Below are 24,224 nucleotides of genomic sequence, written 5' to 3'. Positions count from 1 at the left end.
GTATCGCCCGACCAGCAAGCCGCCACCAGCGCGCCATGACCGACCTTTCCCCCACGGCCCCGCCTGAGCAGGCCAGCCCCGACACCTCACCACCGCCCGACCCACTCGGCCTGCGCACCCTGTTCGCCGCCGACGGCCCGTTGGCGCGTGCCCTGCCCGGCTACCGCGTCCGCCACGAACAGATCGAGATGGCCCAGGCCATCGCCCTGGCCATCCGCGAAAGCAGCAGCGTGGTGCTGGAGGCCGGCACAGGCGTGGGCAAGACCGCCGCCTACCTGGTGCCGGCCCTGCTGCAAGGCGGCAAGGTGATCGTGTCCACCGGCACCAAGGCCCTGCAGGACCAGCTCTTCAACCGCGACCTGCCCAATGTGCGTGATGCACTGGCCCTGCCCGTGAAGACCGCCCTGCTCAAAGGACGCAGCAACTACCTGTGCTGGCACCACCTGGAACGCACCAACCAGGAGGCCACGCAACTGGGCAGCCGCCAGGAGGTGCGTGACCTGGGCCAGATCAACCGCTTCATCCACCTCACGCCCACGGGCGACAAGGCCGAATGCGCCGCAGTGCCGGAGACGGCGCCCATCTGGATGCGCGTCACCTCCACGCGCGAGAACTGCCTGGGCAGCGATTGCGGGCACTACAACGATTGCTTCGTGCTCAAGGCCCGCCGCGAGGCGCAGGACGCCGATGTCGTCGTCGTGAACCACCACCTGTTCTTCGCCGACCTGATGCTGCGTGAGGAGGGCGTGCCCGAGCTGCTGCCCAACGCGCAGACCATCATCTTCGACGAGGCGCACCAGTTGCCGGACACCGCCACCATGTTCTTCGGCGACACGGTGTCAAGCGCGCAACTGATGGACCTGCTGCGCGACACCAAGGCCATCGGCCTGGCCCATGCGCGCGATGCGCTGCACTGGCCCGATGCGATTGCCCCCATCGACCGCGCGCTGAAGGATCTGCGCCTGTGCTTCGACGCCGGCATCTCCAAATGGTCGCAAGGCCAGTTGCCGGCCGATCATGCGGTGTGGCCGGCGCTGGACACGCTGCGCAACACCTTGCGTGAACTGCGCGACGTGCTCGAAGCCCAGGCCGAACGCAGCCCCGACCTGGCCAACCTGCACCGGCGCGCCAACGAGCTGATGCAGCGCCTGAGCGCCTGGGGCCACCCGGAGCGCGCCGACCAGCCCGAACTGTGCTGGCTGGACGTGAGCCAGTTGGGCGTGCAACTGCACCGCACACCGATCTCCGTGGCCGATGTGTTCAGGCGCCAGCGCCTGGGTGTCAATGGCAGCAGCGAGCCTTCAGGCGATGACGCATCCGCCTGGGATGAGGAACCGGAAGGCGACGAGCCCGCCCCCCCGCCCCGCAAGGCCTGGATCTTCACCTCGGCCACGCTGGCCGTGCGCCAGGATTTCAGCCATTTCCAGGAGGCCCTGGGCCTGCAGGACGCGCGCTGCCAGGCCTGGTCCAGCCCCTACGACTACCCCTCGCAGGCGATGCTGTACGTGCCGCAGACCCTGCCCGCTCCCAATGCGCCAGCGCACACCGATGCCGTGGTGGACGCGGCACTGCCCCTGATCATCGCCAACGAGGGGCGCGCCTTCCTGCTGTGCACCAGCCACCGCGCCGTGCAGCGTGCGGCTGAACGGCTCAAGGCCCGCATCGAAGCCGAAGGCCTGAACCTGACGGTGCTCACACAAGGCGATGCGCCCCGACCCATGCTGCTGGACGACTTCCGTCGCCTGCGCCGCGCCGTGCTGGTCGGCAGCCACAGCTTCTGGGAAGGCATCGACGTGAAGGGCGATGCCCTCACGCTGGTGATCATCGACAAGCTGCCTTTCGCGCCGCCGGACGACCCCGTATTGGCCAAGCGGCTGGAGCTGCTGGAGCAAGGCGGCGGCAACCCCTTCATGGACCACCAGGTGCCCCAGGCCATCATCGCGCTCAAGCAGGGCGCCGGCCGCCTGATCCGCAGCGAGACCGACCACGGCGTGCTGATGATCTGCGACACGCGCTTGGTGGACAAGCCCTACGGCCGCCGCATCTGGCAGAGCCTGCCGCCGATGCGGCGCAGCCGCGTGCAGGCCGAGGCGGTCGATTTTTTGCTGTCGCTCAAGCAGCCTCAGGCCTGACGAACCAGCGATGCACTGCGAGCGGCCTTCCCAGGCAGCAACCACAGATCACAGGCAGGTCACAGCTCCAGGTTGTCGATCAGGCGCGTGGTGCCGAGCCGTGCGGCGGTCAGGACGACCAGCGGCTCCTGCCGGGCCAGGACATCGGCCGCCGGCACCAGCAGGTCGCGCTGACGGCGCACCAGCACGTAATCAGGCTTCCAGCCGCGGCTGGACAAGGTGGCCATGGCCTGCTGCTCCAGCAGCGCCAGCGAATCGGGCGACAGGCCACCGGCGGCACGCTGGGCGGCCACGGCCTCTTGCACACGGCGCAGCGCGGCGCTCAACTGCACAGCCTCGGAGCGCTCGGTGGCGCTCAGGTAGCCATTGCGCGAGGACAGCGCCAGGCCATCATCGGCACGCAGCGTCTCGCCACCCAGCACCTCGATGGGCAGCGCCATCTGCTGGACCATGTTGCGCAGCACCATGAGCTGCTGGTAATCCTTCTTGCCGAAGATGGCCGTGCCGGGCTGCACGATGTTGAAGAGCTTGTGCACCACCGTGCACACGCCGGTGAAGAAGCCCGGGCGGAAAGCACCCTCCAGGATGTCGGCCAGTTCGGTCGGCGGCACCACCTTGTAGCCCTGCGGCTGCGGATACAGCTCGGCCTCCGAGGGTGCGAACAGCACGTCGCAGCCGGCATCGGCCAGCAGTGGCGCATCACGCTCAAGCGTGCGGGGGTAGGTGTCGAAATCCTCGTTTGGCCCGAATTGCAGGCGGTTCACGAAGATGCTGGCCACCACGGGCGCACCCTTGGGGGCACCCAGTTCACGGGCACGGCGCACCAGGGCCAAATGGCCTTCGTGCAGGTTGCCCATGGTGGGCACGAACACCGGGCGTGCCGGAGCCTGGTCCAGGTGCTCGCGCAGTTCTTTGATGGTGTGAACGGTCTTCATGGATCGGTGTTCCTGAGCGATGGCGTGGACTCAATAGCCGTGGAGGGCTTCGTCGGGGAAGCGCCCGCCCTTCACTTCGGTCACGAAGCGGCGGATGCCATCCTCGATCGAGCCGCCTTCGGCCATGAAGTTGCGCGCGAAACGGGGCAGCTTGCCGCGTGTGACGTGGAGCATGTCGTGCAGCACCAGCACCTGGCCGGCCGTACCTGCACCGGCGCCGATGCCGATGGTCATCACGCCGGGGTTGTCGGCCTGCACCTGGCTGGCCACGGCCGAGGGCATCAGCTCCAGCACCATCATCGCGGCGCCGGCCTGGGCCAGTTCGGACGCATGGCGACGCAGGGTGTCGGCACCGGCCTGGTCACGGCCCTGGATGCGGAACCCGCCCAGCGCGTGCACGGTCTGTGGCGTGAGGCCCAAGTGTGCGCAGACCGGAATGCCGCGCTCGGTCAGGAAGTGCACCGTCTCGGGTGTCCAGCCGCCGCCTTCGAGCTTGATCATCTGCGCGCCGGCCTGCATCAGGGCCACGCACGAGCGCAGGGCCTGCTCCTTGCCCTCCTGGTAGCTGCCGAAGGGCAGATCGGACACCAGCCAGGCATGGCGGTTGCCGCGCGCAACGCAGCGCGTGTGATAGACCATCTCATCCAGCGAGACGGGCACGGTGCTGGTATGGCCCTGCACCAGCATGCCCAGCGAATCGCCCACCAGGATGGTGTCCACGCCGCATTCGTCCATCAACCTGGCGAACATGGCGTCGTAGGCCGTGAGCATGGTGATCTTCTCGCCCTTGGCATGCATCTCGCGCAGGCGGTGCAGCGTCATCGGACGGCGTTCAGCGGGCGTGGCAGTGGGGGTCGTCATGGATGTCTCTTGTCCTCAGCATGCGGCGCCAGACGCCGCCAGAAGTGGCGCGATTCTAGGCCGGCTGAACACTTGTCGCAGAAAAATCACGGGAAAGCCCGGGAACCCCTCCCGAGCCAGGGGGCCAACAATGCCGGACATGCAATGGATAGACGCGATCACGGGCCTGGGACTGGAGAAGGTTTTCCTGCTCCTGATGGGCCCTGTGTTCGCACTGTGCATGCTGGTGGAGGCTCGGTGGTTGTCACGCCACGCTGAAACAGGCCAGCGCTATACCGAAGAGGACACCTCCGCCAACCTCGCGCTCGGCCTGAGCCATGCCCTGGCCGACGGCTTCGCCTGGACACTGCTGACGGGCCTGTTCTATGTGGTCCACGAGCACCGGCTGATGGACATCCCCGTCACCGTCTGGTCACTGCTCGGGCTACTGCTGGTGCAGGATCTCTGCCACTACGGGATGCACCGTGCCAGCCACCGCGTGCGCTGGCTGTGGGCCAACCATGTGACGCACCATTCCAGCCAGACGCTGAACCTGTCAACCGCCCTGCGGCACAGCCCCACGCATCCGCTGTCGGGCGTGTGGCTGTTCTGGCTTCCGCTGGCCTGGCTGGGCTTTCAGCCCGGGCACGTGATCCTGTGCGTGGGCGTGAGCCTGGCCTTCCAGTTCTTCGTGCACACGCAGGCCATCGGGCGCCTGCCGGACATGGTCGAGGCGGTGTTCAACACGCCCTCGCACCACCGGGTGCACCACGCGCGCAACCCGCAGTACATCGACCGCAACTACGGCGGCATTTTCATCATCTGGGACAAGATGTTCGGCACCTTCGTGCCGGAGATCGAGCCCTGTGATTACGGCATCGTGCGGCAGGTGTACACGCGCAGCACGCTGGTGATGGTCTTCCACGAATGGGCCGACCTGATCCGCGACGTCTGCCGCGCTGGCCCTCTGGAAGCCCGGCTCAAGCACCTCTGGGCGCCGCCGGAATGGCAACGCCCCATCACCGAGCGCCACCCCAGCTGGTCCCTGACGCGCCTGATGGCGCCTGCCACGGTGCAGGCTGACGATGTGGAGGACTGGCCGGTTCACGCCGGCTGGTAGGCCAGGCGCACGTAGATGGGGGCGAAAGCCTCGGCCTGCGTGACTTCGAGCAGGCGCTCGCGGGCCAGCTCCAGCATGGCGATGAAGGTGACCACCAGCACCTGCGGCCCGCGCGTAGGATCGAACAGGTGCTCGAACTCGACAAAGCGCTTGCCCTGCAGGGTGCGCAGCACGATGCCCATGTGCTCGCGCACGGAGAGCTCTTCGCGCGTGATGGTGTGGTGGGTATGCAGCTTGGCGCGCTTGAGGATGTCGACCCAGGCTTCGCGCAGTTCGTCGAGGGCCACATCGGGATGGCGCACGCGCACCGTGGGGTCGTTGTGCACGTGCACGCGCAGAAAATCGCGGCCCAGCAGCGGCACGCGGTCCAGCTTGGCCGCGGCCAGCTTCATCTGCTCATACTCGATCAGGCGGCGCACCAGTTCGGCGCGCGGATCCTCGGGCTCCTGGCCCTCTTCCGTCTTCTTCGGGGGCAGCAGCATCCGCGACTTGATCTCGATAAGCATCGCTGCCATCAAGAGGTATTCGGACGCAAGTTCGAGGTTGCTCTTGCGGATCTGGTCCACGTAGGCCAGGTACTGCCGCGTGACATCCGCCAGCGGAATGTCCAGGATGTTGAAGTTCTGCTTGCGGATCAGGTAGAGCAGCAGATCCAGCGGGCCTTCGAAGGTCTCGAGGAAGACCTCGAGCGCATCGGGCGGGATGTACAGGTCGGTGGGCAGGGCGAACAGCGGCTCACCATAGAGCCGGGCCACGGCGACGTGGTCGACCACGTCAGGCTGGCCCTTGTCGTCCAGTGCAGCCGCAGGTGCGTCGCCGCCATCCGGCGCCAGCACGGCATCGTTCATGCGCGGCAACCCACCTGGGCCTGGCGGCCTCAGGCCTTGGGCTTCCAGGAGAAGTAGACATAGGAGGGCTGCTCCACGCGGGCATCACGCCACTCGGCCTGCTCCTGGCGGTCCAGATCCTTGTCCCACAGCAGGTTGCGGCCCTGGCGCTGACGATCTTCCAGCTGGGGGTCGCGCTGCTTCAGGCTCTCGATGAACTGGGTGGCGTCGGACTTGTAGGGTTTCCAGAACAGCGGCATGGTGAAAAATCGCTCGGGTGGGGCAAGGGGCTCCCATTTTAGCGGCTCCGCCCGCTGGTGTCTGCCTGCCATCGCGTCAGCATTCGCGCAGTTCGAGCACCTTGCCGCGACGGGCGAATTCGTTGGGCTGCCCCGCCAGCCATTTGGCCAGCTCTTCTAGCAGGGGTACGTTCACGTCAGCCGCCGGGAAGGCGATGACCCAGCGGCCAAGCCCCTCCAGGTTGTCGATGGTGAACTGCACGCTGGCCTCGTCGTAGTTCGGCTTGAGCCGCACACCGGCCTGCATGTCGGCCACGAACTCGTAGCGCACCTCGATCAACTTGTTGGTGTCCGGATCACGCACCTGCCGGGGCGAGCATTGCACCGAGCCTTGCAGCAGGCGGCGCTCCAGTTTCTCGATGTCCGTGATGAAATCCTTGGTCAGGCTGACCGCCTGGCCGGTGCGGATGTCGCAATTCAAGGCGACATGGTCCGTGACCTGCAGGCCATGCAAGGTCCGTTTTCGGATGTCCGGCCTGAACGATGTGAGGCGGCAGCCGTCAAAAGCCGCCTTGCTGTCGAACACGTACCGCCCACGCGCCAAAGGCTGCAGCACATCCAGCTGGCTGCACAGATCCACCCAGTATTTGAAGGTCATCTGGCAGACCTGCTCGGTGGCCTGTATGCGCGCCTGCTGCGCAACCAGGTCCACGCCCTGCCCGGCCCTGAGTTGATCCGCCTGCTTTTTCAGATCGTTCAGAAAACTCACGATGTCTCTCGTTGGTTCAACCCTGTTCAGACAAGGATACCGCAGTGTTTCCAATTGCAAAGGCCGGGGCAGTCCCACAATGCGGGGCATGCAAGAAATCGAACTGAAGTTCCAGATTCCGGCCTCGAAGGCGAGCACCGTGCGCGAGGCAGTGGCCAGCGCCGGGGCCAGCATCGAGCCACTGGCTCTGCAGGCCGCCTACTTCGACACCGCCGACAGCCGCCTTGCCGGCCACAAGATGGCGTTGCGCGTACGGCGCGAGGGTGCAGACTGGGTCCAGACCTTCAAGGCCGCCGGCCGGGACGCCATGACGCGCGTGGAAGACAACCAGCCGGCCAATGCGCCCCTGGATGGCCGCCTCAAGCCCGATCTGGCGCTGCACACGTCCGAAGCTGTCCGCCAGGCCCTGGCTCGTGCCTGGGCACGGGTCGATCTTGGTGCTGCCACCGCGGATGAGTTGGGGCTGAAGGCCGTGTACGAAACCCGCTTCGAGCGCTGGTCCTGCCAGCAGTCCCACCCTCGGGGGCAGGTCATCGTCTGCGTGGACATTGGCGAAGTGCAGGCCGGCGCATTGCGCGAACCCTTGCACGAACTTGAGATCGAACTGACCGAAGGCAGGGCCGAGGCCGTCATCGACACGGCACGCCACTGGGTGGACAAGTACGGTGTGTGGCTGGACGTGCAATCCAAGGCCTACCGGGGCACCCGCCTGGCCCAGGCAGATCGCAGCGGCCAGACGGCAGGTGCTCGGCCTGTCGCGCACACGCTGGGCACCTGGCTCTCGACTGATCTTTCAGGCGACAAGTTGGACACGGCCCAGATCCTCTCGGCAGCCCTGGACGCATCGGCAGGCAACTGGAGCGAAGTGGCTGCCGGCCGGCCAGGCTGGCCCGAGGCACTCAGCACCTGGCGCGACGCCACGGCCAACCTGCTCTTGCTGGCCGACCGGCATGAGTTAGTTCGCGAAGCGCTGCCCTCGAAGGTCTGGGAAGCCACCCGCCAGATCCTGTCCGAACTTACCCAACTGCAAAGTGATCAGCCCGATGCCACATCGGCACAGGCCCTGGCCTGCAGCGCCAGCGTCACGCACTGGGGCCTGGACCTGCTGACAGCGATCCGCCGCTGAGAGGCCTGTCAGGCGCGGGCGATCTCTGCCGCACGCACCAGCGCCATGTCCACCGTGGGCAGCACATTGGCCTGTCCGAAGCGGGCATCGTGGCCGCTGCGGCGGATCAGGCCCAGCGGCTGCTCGTTGACCCGGCACAGCAGCAAGGTCTGCCCATGCCGCTCAAGCTGCCGGCGCAGTTGCAGCAAGGCATCCAGCCCCGAGGTGTCCATGGCCACCAGGCGCTGCAGGTCCAGCACCAGCACACAGTTGCTGGCGGGCAGTTGTTCCGCCAGGGCCTCCACCTTGCCGACGGCGCCGAAGAACAGCGCCCCGTACAACTGGTAGACCTGGGTGCCCGCAGGCCAGCCTTCCGTGGGCGGCGCCACGGCCTCCACACGGAACAGCGTGCTCATGCGGTAGATGAAGAACACGCAGGCCAGCACCAGCCCTACCTCCACCGCCACCGTCAGGTCGAAGATCACCGTCAGCACGAAGGTGCCGACCAGGATGGTGCGGTAGGTGAAGTTGAACTGGCGCAGGCGGGCGAACTCATGCCATTCGCCCATGTTCCACGCCACGAACAACAGGATGCCGGCCAGCACCGGCAGCGGCACGTGCACCGCCAGGGGCGCCGCCACCAGCACGATCAGCAGCAGCGCCAGCGCGTGCACGATGCCGGCCACCGGGCTGGTGGCGCCGGCACGCACGTTGGTGACGGTGCGCGCGATGGTGCCCGTGGCCGGAATCCCGCCGAAAAACGGCGTCACCACATTGGCCACGCCCTGGGCCATCAGTTCCTGGTTCGGATCATGGCGGGGGTGGTCGGCCATGTTGTCGGCCACCCGGGCGCACAGCAGGGATTCGATGGCCCCCAGCAGCGCGATGGTCACCGTCGGCATGAAGAGCTGGCGCACGCCATCCCAGGTGAAGGCTGGCAACTCGAAGGCCGGCAAGGATTGCGGGATGCCACCGAACTTGCTGCCAATGGTCTGTACCGGCAACTCCAGCAGCGCGGTGAGCCCGCCCAGCAGCACCAGCGCCACGATGGGGCCCGGCATGCGCGACGCTACCTTCAGCGAGCGCTCAAGCTTGGGTGAGGCGGCCACCAGCCGGGTGGATGTGAACAACCTGGGCCAGATGAACAGCAGCGCCAGCGTGGCCGCGCCCAGCCCGAAGGCGAACACGTTGAACTGGTGCTGGTGCGCCCACAGCGTGCGTATCTGGCCGACAAAATCCGCCGGCATGTGGGCCGGCATCATGCCGAACAGGTCTTTGAGCTGCGACAGCGCGATCAGCACCGCGATGCCGTTGGTGAAGCCGATCACGATGCTGACCGGGATGTAGCGCACCAGCACGCCCAGCTTGAACAGCCCCAGCAGGAACATGAGCCCGCCGGCCAGCACGGTGGAGATGAGCAGGTTGGCCAGCCCGTGCTGCTCGACGATGCCGTAGACGATGACGATGAAGGCGCCTGCTGGCCCACCGATCTGTACGTTCGAGCCGCCCAAGGCCGATATCAGGAAGCCCGCGATGATGGCCGTGAACAACCCCGCCTCGGGTTTGACACCGGAGGCTATGGCAAACGCCATGGCCAGCGGCAGCGCCACAATGCCCACGGTAAGGCCGGCGCCCAGGTCCACGAAGAAGCGCCCGCGATTGTAGTCCTTGATCGAATCGATCAGGCGCGGGCGAAAGGGTGCCAGATCAAGGCGGCTCAGCCAGCCGGCCGCCGGGTTTGGCCTTGCCGGGTGGGCTGAGGGCCCCTCATCGTGGGGCGGCAGGTGGGCACTGCTCATGGTCAGTGATCTTGCAGCAAGCCCCGCGCCAGATCAACGCACCATCAGCGTCATATCACCGTACACGCATGCCGGGTTGCGCGCCCGCCACGGGCTCCAGCACATAGATGCCGGGGATCCCCTTTTCATCGGCATGCGAAGCCGCCAGCACCATGCCCTCGCTCACGCCGAACTTCATCTTGCGTGGTGCCAGGTTGGCCACCATCACGGTGTGCTTGCCGATCAGGTCTTCGGGCTGGTAGGCCTCCTTGATGCCGGAGAACACATTGCGCGTGCGGCCCTCGCCCACGTCCAGCGTCAGGCGCAGCAGCTTGGTGCTGCCTTCCACGTGCTCGGCGTTGACGATCTTGGCGATGCGCAGGTCGATCTTGGTGAAATCGTCGATGGTGATCGTGGGGGCGATATCCTCGCCGCCGGGCTTGACGGCCTCGACCACCGCGGCCACGGGCTCCGGCTTCTCAAGCAAGGCTTCGAGCATCTTCGCGTCCACGCGCTGCATCAGGTGCTTGTAGTCGCCGATGGTGTGCACGCCCAGCAGCTCCTGGCTCTTGGCCATGGACATCGGCGGCACGTTGAGGAAGGCCTCGACCTGCTCGGCCAGCGAAGGCAGCACGGGCTTGAGGTAGATCGTCAGGATGCGGAAGGCCTCAATGCACACCGAGCAGACCTCGTGCAGGCGGGCATCCTGGCCTTCCTGCTTGGCCAGCTCCCAGGGCTTGTTGGCATCCACGTACTCGTTGATGCGATCGGCCAGCAGCATGATCTCGCGCAGCGCCTTGCCGTAGTCGCGCTGCTCGTACAGCTCGACGATGGCGCCCTGCCGGGCCTGCAGCGCATGCAGCATCTCCTGCGCCTGGATGGTTTCGGGCGTTTCCTCGCGCGTGCCACCCACCTGGCACAGGCGGCCCTGGAAGCGCTTGCTCAAGAAACCCGCGGCGCGGCTGGCGATGTTGATGTACTTGCCGACCAGGTCGCTGTTGACACGGGCGATGAAGTCCTCGGGGTTGAAGTCAAGATCTTCGTTGCGCGCGCTCAGCTTGGCGGCGATGTAGTAGCGCAGCCACTCGGCGTTCATGCCGAGCTTGAGGTACTTGATCGGATCAAGGCCGGTGCCACGGCTCTTGCTCATCTTCTCGCCGCCCACGGTCAGGTGGCCATGCACATTCACCTGCGAAGGCAGCTTGCGGCCGCTGAAATGCAGCATGGCCGGCCAGAACAGGGTGTGGAAGTAGGTGATGTCCTTGCCGATGAAGTGCACCTGCTCGACCCCCGGGTCGGCAATGAACTCCTCGAAGCCGCGCTGCTCGCCGTAGCGCGCCTTGGGCCCGCCCGAGGCGAAGTAGCTCTTGAGCGAGGCCAGGTAGCCGATGGGCGCGTCCAGCCACACGTAGAAGTACTTGCCCGGCGCCTCGGGGATCTCGATGCCGAAGTACGGCGCATCGCGGCTGATGTCCCAGTCGCCCAGGCCGCCTTCGCCGTTCTCGTCCTTGGTGAACCATTCCTTGATCTTGTTGGCAACCTCGGGCTGGAGCTTGCCGTCCTGCGTCCAGGTCTGCAGGAACTCGCCGCAGCGCGGATCGGACAGCTTGAAGAAGTAGTGGTCGCTGGTCTTCATGACCGGCGTGGCGCCGCTCAGCGCCGAGAACGGGTTCTTCAGCTCGGTGGGCGCATACACCGCCCCGCAGACCTCGCACGAATCGCCGTACTGGTCCTTCGCGCCGCACTTGGGACACTCGCCCTTGATGAAGCGGTCGGGCAGGAACATGCCCTTCTCGGGGTCGAAGAACTGCTCGACGGGCTTGACGGCGATCAGGCCGGCGGCGCGCAGCGCGAGGTAGATCTCCTTGGAGAGCGCGTGGTTCTCGGGGCTGTCCGTGCTGGACCAATGGTCGAAGCTGATGTGAAAACCATCGAGGTACGGCTTGCGGCCCGCGGCGATGTCAGCCACGAACTGCTGCGGTGTCTTGCCGGCCTTCTCGGCCGCGATCATGATCGGCGCGCCGTGTGCATCGTCCGCGCCCACGAAATGCACCTGGTTGCCCTGCATGCGCTGGAAACGCACCCAGATGTCGGCCTGGATGTATTCCATGATGTGGCCAATGTGGAAGTGGCCATTGGCGTAGGGCAGCGCGGTGGTGACGAAAAGCTGGCGTGGCATGGTGGAGCGGTGGTGGGTGGCCGCCAGGCAACGCATGCGCATGCCAGGGCCACGTGTGGGAAACCCTTCCCATTTTAGGGCGCTAGACTGGGAGCCCGGGCGCCAATGCCATGTTGGCCCTGCACCAACCCTGTCGCCCTTGTGTCACGCCCGCACCGACCCCGCGCTGTCCGCTGTTTTCCCGTCGCCAGATCCCCGCATGAGCTTTCCCCCCCGCACCGCCGCCGAAACCGCCCTGGTCGACGCCCTCAAGACCGTGACCGATCCCCTGACCGGCAAGGATTGGGTGTCGACACGCCAGCTTCAGAACCTCGTGGTCGATGGCGCCAAGGCGGTGCTGGACATCGCCCTGGGCTATCCGGCGCGCAGCCAGTGGCCGGCCTACACCGCGCTGGTGGCGCAGGCGCTCCAGGGCGTGGCCGGCATCACCGAGGTGACCGTGAATTGGCAACTGAAGGTGATCACCCATGCCGTGCCGCGCGGCATGACGGTGCTGCCCGGCGTAAAGAATCTGGTGGCCGTGGCCTCCGGCAAGGGCGGCGTGGGCAAGAGCACCACCGCCGTCAATCTGGCGCTGGCCCTGGCCGCTGAGGGCGCTCGCGTGGGCATGCTTGACGCCGACATCTACGGCCCCAGCCAGCCCCTGATGCTGGGCTTGTCCGGCAAACCGGACAGCCCCGACGGCAAGACCATCACCCCGCCAGTCAACCACGGCATCCAGATGATGTCCATCGGCCTGCTGGTGGCCGACCAGGCCCCCACCATCTGGCGCGGCCCCATGGCCACCCAGGCGCTTGACCAACTGCTGCGCCTGTCCAACTGGGGTGAGCCCGGCCAGCCGCTGGATTACCTGATCGTCGACATGCCCCCCGGCACTGGCGACATCCACCTCACGCTCAGCCAGCGCGCGCCGCTCACGGCCGCCGTGGTCGTGACCACGCCGCAGGACATCGCCCTGCTCGACGCCCGCAAGGGCCTGCGCATGTTCGAGAAGGTCAGCGTGCCCGTGCTGGGCGTGGTCGAGAACATGGCCGTCTACCACTGCCCGCAGTGCGGCCACGAGGCCCACATCTTCGGCGAGCACGGCGGCCAGCGCCTGGCCGATGAAGGCGGCGTCAAGCTGCTGGGCTCGTTGCCGCTGGATCTGAAAATCCGCGAGCAGGCCGATTCAGGCCAGCCCACGCTGGTGTCCGATCCGACCAGCCGCGCCGCAGAACTGTACCGCGACATCGCCCGCCGCGCCGCCGCGCTGGTGTCCCTGCTGCCCAAGGATTACTCCTCCAAGCTGCCGGGCGTGCAGGTGATCCAGCCGCCCGCACCTCCCCAGAGTTGAACCTGGCCGCGGCTGGCGGCTCCAACACCCACACCCCTCGCATTGCGTTGCCTCATGGACCTGAACCCTTCTGACGACTGGTTTGACCTGGTCCCCTCGGCCCTCGCCGAGTTCGATGAGCAGGGCCGCTGGCTGCGGCACAACCACGCGTTCGCCACCCTGGTGGAACGCACGCCCACACCAGGCCAGCACCTGGCCACCACCGCCCCCCACATCCAGCAGCTCACAGGCTGGGATACGCCCCTGGGCCTGCTGGGCCTGCGCCCCGGCGAAGGCGCCTTCCCGACCCGGGTGCATGTGACACGCGACGACCTGGTGCCCTGTGTGCTGATGGGCAAGGTGCACGCGGCGACATCGCCTGCGCCCGGGGGCGAGCGCAAGCTGCTGTGCATCGCCTGGAGCGCCACGCCCAGCACCACGGGGGATGTCACCGCCCAGCCGCACCCGGCCCTGGACACCGAACCCCTCCTGCACGAGCTCACCACCATCCTGGAAAGCTCGCCCGCCGGCATCGCCTACCTGCGCGCCGACACCCTGGTGCGCTGCAACCGACGCTTCGAGCGCATGCTGGGCGTCGAGCCCGGTACCCTGACCGGCCAGCAGCTCGAAGCCCTGCTCAGCCACGATCCGCGCATCAAACGCGTCGCATCCGAATCGGTGGCGCGCCTGCAGCGCGAGCCCCAGTACGAGAGCGAGCTCGAGATCGATGTGCCCGGCAAGCCGACCATGTGGTATGCCCTCTCGATCAAGCGGATCGGCAGCGCTGGCGGGCCGCTCGAAGCCATCGCCGTGCTGTCGGACATCACCCGCATCCGCACCCAGAAGGCCCAGTTGGAAGCCATGGGGCGCGACCTGGCCCTGCAGGCCGACCGCACGCGCGCCATCCTCGATTCCGTCTTCGTCGGCATCGTCACGCTCGACGCCAACGGCATCTCCTGGATGAACCGCTCGGCGCGGCGCATGTTCGGCGGCGACCTGCGCGATTTCGTGGGGCAGCCGCTGTCCACCGTGGCCACCACCGATCTGGACCACCCCTTCCGGATGACCGAGTACCTGGACGACCTGCTCGACGGCCAGTCGCACACCTTCGAGTGCCAGGTCATGGGGCGTGACGGCCGCATCTTCTGGGTGGTGGGCAACGCCGTGGTCACCTTGGGCGAGTTCAACCAGCGCCAGACCACCTACGCCCTGCTCGACATCGACCGCCGCCGCCAGGCCGAGGCCCGCTCGGCCGAGGCGCAAGCCACCCTCAAGCGCATCATCGAGATGGCACCCATGGCCATCAGCCTGCTGGAGGCCTCCTCGCTGCGCGTGTTGCAGGCCAACAAGGCCGCCGCCGGGTTCCTGCAACGCGACCCCCTTCAGGCCGTGGGCGAGCCGCCCGAGACCCTGTTCCCCGAAGCCCGCGCCCGCCAGATGCGCGAGGAGATGCAATCCGCCCTGGACGCCAACGCCCCCGTGCACCGCGAGCACAAGGTGGGCAATGGCAACGGCAAGGGCCCATTCCAGATCTGGGACGTGAACTACCTGCCCCTGGGCAGCGACGACCAGGCCGCCGACCAGTTGCTGGTGGTCTCCTCGGACATCACCGAGCAGCGCGCCGCCGAAAAGGCCCGGCTGGACGCCGCCATCGCCCAGCGCGAAATGCTGGTGCGCGAGGTGCACCACCGCATCAAGAACAACCTGCAGGGCGTGGCCGGCCTGCTGCAGCAGATCGCCCAGCGCAAGCCCGAGGTGGCCCCGGCCATCTCCGAGGTGGTCGGCCAGGTGCAGGCCATCGCCCAGGTCTACGGCCTGCAGGTGGGCGCCGGCGGCCCCTTGCGGCTGCACAGCGTGGTCGAGGCCATCGCCTCGTCCGTGCAGAAAACCTTCGGCCACCCGATCGCCCTCACGCTGGAAGGCCCCCAGGTCAACGACTGGCAGTTGCCCGAGGCCGAGTCCATCCCCATCGCCCTGAGCCTGAACGAGTTGTTGACCAACGCCCACAAGCACAGCGACAAGGGCAGCCCCATCGCCTGCGGCATGAGCAGCGACGAGCAGGGCGTGACGATCAGCATCCGCAACCGCGGCCACGTGCCGGAAGGCTTCACGATGGACCGCATCCGGGGTGGTGTCTCGGGCCTGGGCCTGGTGCGCGCCCTGCTGCCCCGGCGCAGCTCCACCATCCAGATCCAGCAGGACGGTGCCCAGGTGCTGACCCGCCTGCAACTGACGCCGCCGGGCATCAGCCTGTCGCCCTATCCCCCGAACTTAGGTGAACCCGCTGGTCAACAGTTCGCACTTTGGCCACAATAGGGAACTTGCGTGCCTGAATCGGGCACGAACCATTCACCATAAATTCATAAGAATCCGGATGGCGGTTGGCATGGAAGAACAGCGGTCACCTGGCTGCTGAATGCGTCACCACCAGTTCCCGGGCAGCGACCCGACATCATGAATGCGACGACGACTGCGCCCGATGGCGCGCCCGTCAAGGGCAAGGTTCTGGTGGTTGACGATGACCGTCTGGTGCTCGCCACCGTGACGCACGGCTTGTCGCAGGCCGGCTATGAAGTCATTGACGCCGACAACGGCGACGACGCCATCCTGCTAGCGCGCCAGCACAAGCCTGATCTGGCCCTGCTCGACATCCGCATGGAAGGCAAGACCGGCTTCGACGTGGCCGCCTACCTGCGCGAGTACTGCCAGATCCCCTTCATGTTCCTGTCCGCCTTCTCGGACGAGGCCACCATCAAGCAGGTCAAGGCGCTGGGCGCCGTGACCTACCTGGTCAAGCCGCTGGACATCCAGCAGATCGTGCCCGCCGTGGAGGCCGCCTTTGCCAAGCGCCCAGCCTCGGACGACACGCTCAACCAGCCTGTCGCGCCGGCGCTGGCGACCCAGCCCGAAGCGTTGAACCCGCTCGAAGATACCGTGGCCCTGGCCGTGGGCATCGTGATGCACCGCCATTCGCTGGCGCGCCTGCCCGCGCTGGACCGCCTCAAGGCCCAGGCCCGTCAAGAAGGCCGTTCGCTCGAAGCCTTGAGCCAGCGCCTGCTCGAGGCCCAGGAAGTGCTGTCGGGCCTAGGGCCGCTGCACTGACACGCTTGAGCGTGCCGCGCCCAACTCCGCGGTGGGCGGCAGGGGCGTACCAGCCAGATCAGTCAGCGGCAGCACCTTGCCTGTGCCCTGGGGCGCCACCGCCGTGGGCCTCAGTGACGAGGCCGATGCCGACGCCACCAGCGTGAAATAGAAGCACGCGCCCTGCCCTGGCTCCGCCTCGGCCCAGACCCGCCCGCCATGGCGGCGCACGATGTTCTGCACCCCCGCCAGGCCCACGCCCGCCCCCGGGAACTCCTTGGTGCTGTGCAAGCGCTGGAACAGGCCGAACAGCTTGTCGGCGTGCTGCATGTCGAAACCGGCGCCGTTGTCACGTACATAGAACACGCAGGGATCGGTAGCAGACACCCGGCCCACCTCGACACGGGGCCGTTCGACCTTGCCGCTGTACTTCACGGCGTTGCCGATCAGGTTGTCCAGCACGCGCCGAACCAGCGGGGGATCAGCCTCGGCATGCATGCCCGGCTCGATCAGGATCTGCACAGGTGCGACCGGAGCCTCTACGCCTGGCGCCACCAAGCCAGAGCGCTGCGCCCCGCGTTGTTCGTCCGCCACTTCACGTGCCAGCGCGCTCAGGTCAATCGGACAGCGGTCCACCGGCGCCTGGGACAACTGGGCCTGCTCCAGGATGGCGTCGATCATGCCGTTCATGCGGCCCGTGGCCGTCAGGATGCGCTCCAGGTGGTCGTTGCCGATGCGGTCCAGCAGGCGGCCGTAGTCTTCCTGCACGATGCGCGCGAAACCATCGACCACGCGCAAGGGCGCGCGCAGGTCATGCGACAGCGCATAGCGCAGCACCTCCTGCTCGGCCTCGCTCATCGGCGTGAACGAGCCCGTCAGGTCGACGACACCGGCCTGGTTGGCAGGCGCCAGGCTGGCAGCCGCCGGGGCGGCAGACTGTGGCGGCCGCCAGACACCGTGGTAGCCGGCAAAGCCGCCCTGCGCATCCAGACGCGGCACGCCCAGCACCCGGGCCCCTGCGAGCATGCCGTCTCTGGAGAAAGGCCAGGGCAGGTTGCCGACATCGACCGGCAGCTTCGAGCGCAGACGTGTCTCCAGCATGGCCAGCGCCACGCGCCCGGCATCGTCCAAGTCATCGCGCGCGAGGCCATCGCACAGCCACAAGGGGCAGGCAGAGGCCACCAGGCGCTGCGCCGCCAACCAGGCATCCTGGTCATCACCATCGGGTTTGAGCAACACCAGCCGGTGTTCCGCGTCGGTTTGCCAATACCAACCGGCCACCCAGTCCTGCCAATATCCCGCCACGTTGGATGGGGAATATGTCGGCACCGTTGCCACACGGTTTATCGGGCGGTGCAGCAGCAAAGGTGCGACACCCAGCAGCAGAAATACCACAGCCATCCAGCCGGCTGCATCCGTAAGCACCACGACGAGGGCAGCCACCAGCCCGCCAATCAAGGCCAGCCAATGAGCTGCCAGATGGTGGTCAAGCATGCCGCGGGCTTGCATATGTCGTGTTTGAAATTCCTGCATCAATTTGATTGTATGAAGGGCAGGACGGGGTTTCTTCGGCTGGTTCCATTCATTTGGAACCCTGTACAGTGCAAGGCTCCGCATACCAGTTGTCTAGTATGCCCGGTGTTCATCGGAGGTAAAGGGGTAAATCCCCATCCGTGGATTCACACGATGTCGCAGGTCAAGGATTCGACGCGAAAACCATGGTTGCCATTGCTCGCCCTCGCGGGGTTGATCGCCAGCATGCTGGCGGCCCTGCCCTGGGGTTGGAGCGGCTTCGGCCTGGCCCTGGCGGCCTGGTCAGCCGCCGGCATGGGCTACATGGTGCGTCACAGCATGCAGGCCCGATCCCTGCTTGAGGGAAGCACCCTCCCCGGTCCGGCCTCGAGCTCTCCGGCGGACTCCCCGTTTGCAGAGCAACCACAGACCTTGCCCGACATTCGCCCGGCCTCCCAGCGCTGGCTGCACCTGACCCGCGACATCGCACAGGCGGCCCAGCAGGCCACATCCCTGCCCCAAGCCCTCAACGACGTCGGCCAACTCCTGCATGATCACCTGGGTTCCCGCGCCTGGGTGTGCCTGCACGTGGAGGGCTGGAATGGTGATTCCGCCCTGCTGCGTCCCTGGATGGATTCCGGCAGCGACCACGACGATCACATCGACCCGGCCGCGATGTCCACCGTGCGCCGCGACGACCTGCCCCTGGGCCAGGCCCTGATCCTGCGCCAGCCCTACGTGGTCGACCTGGACAGCGTGCCCGCCCAGCACACCCCCACGCCCTGGCGCCAGGGCGCCGCTCGCCGTGTGCTGGCCGTGCCTGTGATCGTCGACAACTGGCCCGTGGCCCTGCTGGAATACTGCGATCCGCTGCCCTTGTCCACCGACCAGCATGTGGTGCTGCAGGTGGCCACCCTGCAACTGGGTTTCGTGGCCCAGCGTGACAACACCCGCAACCGCATCGCCCACGACGCCCAGAACCTGGGGCGCCTGAGCCTGGTGGCCTCGCGCATCACCAGCGGCGTGGCCCTTCTCGACCGCGACGGGCTGATCGAGTGGATCAACCCCATGTTCGCCGCGCTCACTGGCTGGCCGGACGACCAGGTGCTGGGCCGCGCCCTGCCCGAACTGCTGGCCGAGAAGGTGGCCGACACCTCCCTGGCCGACGAGGTACGCGGGCTGATGAGCAACGCCGCACCCTTCCGCGTCTCGTTCGAGAGCAGCCGCAACAGCCACGGCGCCATCACCCGCTACTGGGGCGAGATCGACGCCATCCTGATGCTCGACGAGAGCGGCAGCCGCCACCAGTATGTGTGCCTGCTCAACGACATCACCAAGCGCAAGCAGCTGGAGTTCCAGCAGGCCCAGGAAAAGGAGTTCCTGGAGGCCCTGCTGGGCAACCTGCCCATCAGCCTGATGGTGATGGACCCGGAAGACCTCACCGTGGCGGCCATCAACCGCTTCGCCGAGTACGAGCTGGACCTGCGCCACGACCAGGTGGTCAAGCGCCCGCTGGCCGAGGTGCTGGGCCCCGAAGTGCTGTCCCTGGTCGAGCCGCAGATGCGCAAGGCCATCCGCTCTGGCGAGACGGTCGACCACGATTTCGTATGGCAAAATTCGCAGCGCCGCTTCGTGGTCAATGCACGCCATTTCGCATTGCGGCATGTCAATGGTCAGCCCCGACTGCTCATCACCCTCGCCCGGGACATCACCGCTCAACGTCAGGCGCGGATCGACCTGGAAGAGTCTGAACGCCGTTTCAGAGAGCTGGTCGAATCGATGGACGACTGCGTGTACGTGGCCACCCAGCATCACCGGCATTTCGTTTACCTGAGCCCGCGCACGCAGGCCGTGATGGGCATCTCGGCCGACGCCCTGCAACGCGACGCCAGCCTCTTCGACAGCCTCGTCATCCCCGAAGACCGCCACCTGCTGGCCCCCACTGCGCCAGACACCGACGCCCCGCAGGACGAGCCCCAGCCCACCGACCAGGTGCTGCGCATCCAGCACCCCGCGCGCGGCCTGCGCTGGCTGCGCCGCCGCAGCCACGCCCGCCGCCTGGACAGCGACGAATGGCGTGTCTACGGCCTGGTCTCCGACGTGACCGACGAGCACCAGCAGGCCCTGGAACTGCAGCGCGCCCGCGACGCCGCCGAAAGCGCCAGCCAGGCCAAGAGCCAGTTCATGGCCAGCATGAGCCATGAGATCCGCACGCCCATGAACGCCATCCTGGGCATGACGGAACTGCTGATGGGCACCAACCTCAGCGACAAGCAGCGCCGCTACGCCCAATCGGTGTTCCGCTCCGGCGAATCGCTGCTGGAGATCATCAACGACATCCTCGACTTCTCGAAGATCGAGGCCGGCCGCCTGGAACTGGCACCCGCCGATTTCTCGCTGCAGACCATGCTGGACGACACGCTGGAGCTGATGGCCCCGCGTGCCCACGAGAAGGGCCTGGAGATCGCCTCGCACTTCCAGCCCGGACTGCCGCCTGTCATCCACGCCGATTCGCTGCGCCTGCAACAGATCATCACCAACTTGGTGGCCAACGCCGTCAAGTTCACCGAGCGCGGCGAGGTGGTCGTCAACGTGCGCCGCGTCGATACGGACCTGAGCCGCACCGCCTCCGACCTGGTCGGCCAGACCATCGAGCTGGAGTTCAGCGTACGCGACACCGGCATCGGCATCGCCGCGGAAGACACGCCCAAGCTGTTCAGCGCCTTCACGCAGGCCAATGCCGGCCTGGCGCGCCGCTATGGCGGCACCGGCCTGGGCCTGGCCATCACCAAGCAACTGGTCGAGCTGATGCAAGGCCAGATCGAAGTGCAGAGCGCCCCGGGCGTGGGCTCCGAGTTCATCTTCCGCATCCCTGTGGTTGTGGCCAACATGAACTCCGATTTCGCCATGCTCGAAGAAATCGACATGCCGGCCCTGCACATGCTGGTGGTGGACGACAACGCCACCAACCTGACGGTGGTGGAGAACATCCTGTCGGCCTGGGGCATGCGCGTGACCTGCGCCCGCGACGGCCAAGAGGCGCTGGACATCCTGCTGGACTCCGCCACCGACCTGGACATGGACATGGCCCTGGTGGACATGAACATGCCGCGCCTGGACGGCCTGGGGTTTGCCGAGCAACTGCGCAAATCCGGACGCTACCCGCAGCTCAAGCTGGTGCTGCTGTCGTCCATGTCCACGGTCGATGATGTGCGCCGCTCACAGGATTCCGGCTACGACCGCTTCGTGCCCAAGCCCCTGCGCAAGACCGAACTGCGCCAGGCCATCCTGGGCCTGTCGGCCGACCTGATGCCGCCCTCGGCCGAGATGGTGCAGCTGCGCCTGAACGTGCTGGTGGTCGAAGACAATCTGGTCAACCAGGAGGTCTGCAGCCACATGCTCTCGCGTGCAGGATGCACGGTTCACCTGGCCAATTCGGCCATGGAAGGCCTGCGTCGCCTGTCCGAGGATGTGTACGATGTCGTACTTATGGACATCCAGATGCCAGGCATGGACGGCGTGGAGGCACTTCAACTGTTTCGCAACCCGAGGCAGGGACGTTTCAATTTCGCGACACCACCCGCCTCCACCCCCGTGATCGCCGTGACGGCCAACGCACTGGAAGGTGACGAGCAGCGCTTCCTGGGCCTGGGCTTCGATGCCTACCTGTCCAAGCCCTTCCGCATGCAGCAGTTGGTGCGCGTGCTGCAGAACACCGTCACCCGCCCGGCTCCGGCACCGGCCCCCGCGCCGGCCACGGTGGCACCCCCCGCGGAGCCAACGGCATCGCCCCAGCCCTCCTGGCGTGAAGTCTTCGAGGAAGTGGCCGTGCAGCGCCTGATCGAACTCGACCCCGATGGCCGCAACAACCTGCTCGACAGGGTCACCCGCATGTTCGCCAACTCGGTTGACAAGTACATTGGTCAACTGGAGGATGCTTGGCGTGCGGGTGATCTCAAGACCGTCCGGGACGTCGCGCACACCATGAAGTCTTCGTCGGCCAACCTCGGGGCACTCAAGTTGTCACACAGTTGTGTCGAAATCGAAACCGTGATTCGTGAACAAACGGGAGACGATTTGGGGCCGCTCATCATCGCCCTCCAGGACGAGGCCAAGCGCGTCATTGCCGCCCTGCCCCTGCTGAGGGAGGCCGCGCCATGAGCCTGTACGCGCCATTCGACGACGACACGGTGGTGGAACAACCGCGTGTGTTGCTCGTTGACGACGACGAGGTGAACCTGCTGCTGACCTCCATCGCGCTGCGCGAGCGGGGGTTTTCCATCGTGGAGGCCCCCTCCGGCGAGGACGCGCTCCAGCGCATCTCCGACTGGCTGCCCGACGTGGTCGTGCTCGACGCCGTGATGCCTGGCCTGGATGGTTTCCAGACCTGCGCAGAACTGCGCAACATGCCCGGCTATGAATCCATCCCGGTGCTGATGCTCACGGGCCTGGACGACGACGCCTCCATCACCCGCGCCTATGAAGTGGGCGCCACCGACTTCTTCGTCAAGTGCAACCAGTGGAGCCTGCTGGCCGGCCGCCTGCGCTACCTGCTGCGCGCCTCGCGCACGCGCCATGAGCTGGAACGCAGCAAGGCCAAGCTGGCCCGCGCCCAGGATCTGGCCCGCATGGGCAGCTTCGACTGGCGCAAGGAGGGCGGCGGCCTGGCCTTCTCACTCGAAGGCCTGCGCGTGTTCGGCATGGGGCCGCAGGATCACCCGGCCCTGCGCGAGATCATCCGCATGATGCCGCGCGAAGATCAAGCCGCCTTCCGCCGCATCCTGCGTGACGTGCTGGACCACGGCACCGTGCTGTGCAATGACATCCAGGTTACCTTGCAGGATGGCCGCCTGCGCGTGCTGCACGTCGAGGCCGAACCCGAATTCAACGAACTGGCCAACCTGATCGGCTACACCGGCATCGTGCAGGACGTGACCGACCGTCGCATGGCCGAGGACAAGATCAAGCACCTGGCCAACTTCGACACGCTCACCGGCCTGCCCAACCGCCGCCAGATCTTCTGGCGCAGCGAGCGCGCCATCGAGCATGCCAAGCGCAACAACCACCGCGTGGCCCTGCTGCAGATCGGCCTGGACCGCTTCAAGGTGATCAACGAGAACCTGGGCCACCACGCCGGTGATGAACTGTTGATCGAGGTCTCGCGCCGCCTGCGCAACTGCGTGCGCCACTCCGAACAAGTCATGGAAGGCGGCCTGGACCTGCACGGCCACCGCAGCCACCGCACCCTGGAGGCCGTAGGCCGCCTGGGCGCCGACGAGTTCGTGGTGCTGCTGCCCGAGGTGGGCGACGAGGGCGAGGCCATGCACACGGCCCACAAGATCCTCGACAGCCTGCGCGAACCCATGATGGCCGGCGGCCAGGAGTGCTTCATCACCGCCAGCGTGGGCGTGTCGTGCTTCCCGGGCCACGGCCTGACGGTGGCCGACCTGCTGCGCCACGCCGACGTGGCCATGGACCTGGCCAAGAGCCACGGCCGCAACTCGTCCATGCTCTACGACCCGCAGCTGGCCAGCAAGGGTCGCGTGCGCCTGGACCTGGACACCGCCCTGCACAAAGCCCTGGAGCGCAACGAACTGGTGCTGTACTACCAGCCCAAGATCGATGTGCGCACCAGCCAGATGGTGGGCGCCGAAGCCCTGATGCGCTGGATGCGCGACGGCAAGCTGATCCCCCCGGGTGACTTCATCCCGCTGGCCGAGGCCACCGGCCTCATCAACGACATGAGCCTGTGGGCCATCACCGAGGCGGCACGCCAGGCCCGCGTCTGGCAGGACAAGTTCGGCTTCGACTCGTCGATCGCCGTGAACCTGCCCAGCCGCCTGTTCGAACGCCCGGACCTGGTCGACACCATCGAGCAGATCCTCAAGGCCGAAGGCGTGGCCCCCCGCGCCATCGAGCTGGAGATCACCGAAACCGGCCTGATGAAGGATCTGCAGGGTGTCGTGCCCTCGCTGCACAAGCTCAACCAGTTGGGCATCGAGATCTCCATCGATGACTTCGGCACGGGCTACTCCTCGCTGGCCTACCTGACCTCGCTGCCCATCAGCGAGCTCAAGATCGATCGCTCCTTCGTGCGCGATCTCGGTACTACGCCACAGAGCTCGGCGGTGGTTTCTGCCATCATCGCGCTGGCGCGCGCCCTGGGGTTGCGCGTCATCGCCGAAGGGGTCGAACAGGTCTCGCAGATGGAAGTGCTCTACAACCTGGGCTGCCAGATCTGCCAGGGCTTCCTGTTCGCCCGCCCCATGCCCCCGAAGGACATCGACGAATGGCTGCAGGATCTGCACAAGCGCCCGATGCCACGCATCGAAACGGATTTCGGCGCCCTGGGTTCGGTGGCGGGTGGCAAACCCAGTTGACCCCAGCTGACCGGG

Annotated in this window: 16 protein-coding genes; 8 read left to right on the top strand and 8 right to left on the bottom strand. The window is 66.7% G+C overall.

What is annotated here, in order from left to right; genetic code table 11:
• Window positions 1–35 precede the first annotated feature (35 nt).
• Window positions 36–2,132, top strand: a complete 2,097-nt coding sequence (locus tag WAQ08_RS19680) for an ATP-dependent DNA helicase (RefSeq protein ID WP_422194031.1) — start codon at window positions 36–38, stop codon at window positions 2,130–2,132.
• A 59-nt stretch (window positions 2,133–2,191) separates the two neighbouring features.
• Here WAQ08_RS19680 and panC read toward each other — a convergent pair whose 3' ends face one another.
• A complete protein-coding gene (gene panC / locus WAQ08_RS19675) occupies window positions 2,192–3,067 on the bottom strand; it encodes a pantoate--beta-alanine ligase (RefSeq protein ID WP_422194029.1) in 876 nt (291 codons plus the stop codon).
• Between the two features lie 30 nt (window positions 3,068–3,097).
• Window positions 3,098–3,928 carry a 3-methyl-2-oxobutanoate hydroxymethyltransferase gene (panB, locus tag WAQ08_RS19670; protein WP_422194027.1) on the bottom strand — a complete coding sequence of 277 codons (831 nt, stop codon included), beginning with the start codon at window positions 3,926–3,928 and terminating at the stop codon, window positions 3,098–3,100.
• Window positions 3,929–4,067: 139 nt separating this feature from the next.
• Here panB and WAQ08_RS19665 point away from each other — a divergent pair, with 139 nt between their 5' ends.
• Window positions 4,068–5,027 (top strand): sterol desaturase family protein, encoded by a 960-nt coding sequence (locus tag WAQ08_RS19665; protein WP_422194025.1) that lies wholly within the window; start codon window positions 4,068–4,070, stop codon window positions 5,025–5,027.
• Here the strand turns inward: WAQ08_RS19665 and WAQ08_RS19660 are convergent.
• The 3 genes from WAQ08_RS19660 to WAQ08_RS19650 form a co-directional block, all read right to left on the bottom strand.
• Window positions 5,012–5,875 carry a segregation and condensation protein A gene (locus WAQ08_RS19660; RefSeq protein WP_422194023.1) on the bottom strand — a complete coding sequence of 288 codons (864 nt, stop codon included), beginning with the start codon at window positions 5,873–5,875 and terminating at the stop codon, window positions 5,012–5,014. The genes WAQ08_RS19665 and WAQ08_RS19660 overlap by 16 nt on opposite strands.
• 29 nt (window positions 5,876–5,904) lie before the next feature.
• The gene (locus WAQ08_RS19655; RefSeq protein ID WP_422194022.1) at window positions 5,905–6,114 is read right to left on the bottom strand and encodes a DUF3460 family protein; all 210 of its coding nucleotides are present in this window, start codon (window positions 6,112–6,114) and stop codon (window positions 5,905–5,907) included.
• 76 nt (window positions 6,115–6,190) lie between these two features.
• Window positions 6,191–6,862, bottom strand: a complete 672-nt coding sequence (locus tag WAQ08_RS19650; protein ID WP_422194020.1) for a hypothetical protein — start codon at window positions 6,860–6,862, stop codon at window positions 6,191–6,193.
• Between the two features lie 88 nt (window positions 6,863–6,950).
• On the opposite strand from WAQ08_RS19650, the gene WAQ08_RS19645 reads away from it, so the two are divergent.
• Window positions 6,951–7,988, top strand: coding sequence for a CYTH domain-containing protein (locus WAQ08_RS19645; protein ID WP_422194018.1), 1,038 nt, complete (start codon window positions 6,951–6,953; stop codon window positions 7,986–7,988).
• 8 nt (window positions 7,989–7,996) lie between these two features.
• On the opposite strand, the gene WAQ08_RS19640 is transcribed toward WAQ08_RS19645, so the two are convergent.
• Complete coding sequence (locus WAQ08_RS19640) at window positions 7,997–9,766, bottom strand: SulP family inorganic anion transporter (RefSeq protein ID WP_422194016.1); 1,770 nt, start codon at window positions 9,764–9,766, stop codon at window positions 7,997–7,999.
• A 55-nt stretch (window positions 9,767–9,821) separates the two neighbouring features.
• Window positions 9,822–11,924 (bottom strand): methionine--tRNA ligase, encoded by a 2,103-nt coding sequence (metG, locus tag WAQ08_RS19635; RefSeq protein ID WP_422194014.1) that lies wholly within the window; start codon window positions 11,922–11,924, stop codon window positions 9,822–9,824.
• A gap of 199 nt (window positions 11,925–12,123) precedes the next feature.
• On the opposite strand from metG, the gene apbC reads away from it, so the two are divergent.
• From apbC to WAQ08_RS19620, 3 genes are all read left to right on the top strand, one after another.
• Window positions 12,124–13,257 (top strand): iron-sulfur cluster carrier protein ApbC, encoded by a 1,134-nt coding sequence (gene apbC, locus WAQ08_RS19630; RefSeq protein ID WP_422194012.1) that lies wholly within the window; start codon window positions 12,124–12,126, stop codon window positions 13,255–13,257.
• Between the two features lie 54 nt (window positions 13,258–13,311).
• Window positions 13,312–15,552, top strand: coding sequence for a PAS domain-containing protein (locus WAQ08_RS19625; protein WP_422194011.1), 2,241 nt, complete (start codon window positions 13,312–13,314; stop codon window positions 15,550–15,552).
• 138 nt (window positions 15,553–15,690) lie between these two features.
• Complete coding sequence (locus WAQ08_RS19620) at window positions 15,691–16,338, top strand: response regulator (protein ID WP_422194009.1); 648 nt, start codon at window positions 15,691–15,693, stop codon at window positions 16,336–16,338.
• Here WAQ08_RS19620 and WAQ08_RS19615 read toward each other — a convergent pair.
• Window positions 16,321–17,811 (bottom strand): sensor histidine kinase, encoded by a 1,491-nt coding sequence (locus WAQ08_RS19615; RefSeq protein WP_422194008.1) that lies wholly within the window; start codon window positions 17,809–17,811, stop codon window positions 16,321–16,323. The two genes, WAQ08_RS19620 and WAQ08_RS19615, sit on opposite strands and share 18 nt — an antisense overlap.
• Before the next feature lie 192 nt (window positions 17,812–18,003).
• On the opposite strand from WAQ08_RS19615, the gene WAQ08_RS19610 reads away from it, so the two are divergent.
• A complete protein-coding gene (locus WAQ08_RS19610) occupies window positions 18,004–21,990 on the top strand; it encodes a response regulator (RefSeq protein ID WP_422194006.1) in 3,987 nt (1,328 codons plus the stop codon).
• The gene (locus WAQ08_RS19605) at window positions 21,987–24,209 is read left to right on the top strand and encodes a putative bifunctional diguanylate cyclase/phosphodiesterase (RefSeq protein WP_422194004.1); all 2,223 of its coding nucleotides are present in this window, start codon (window positions 21,987–21,989) and stop codon (window positions 24,207–24,209) included. Before WAQ08_RS19610 ends, WAQ08_RS19605 begins: the two co-directional genes overlap by 4 nt.
• Window positions 24,210–24,224 lie beyond the last annotated feature (15 nt).

The organism is Aquabacterium sp. (assembly GCF_049274795.1).
GTDB lineage: Bacteria > Pseudomonadota > Gammaproteobacteria > Burkholderiales > Burkholderiaceae_C > Aquabacterium.
Note: the sequence above shows the minus strand (reverse complement) of the source record. Positions and strands in the feature narration are given on the sequence as shown.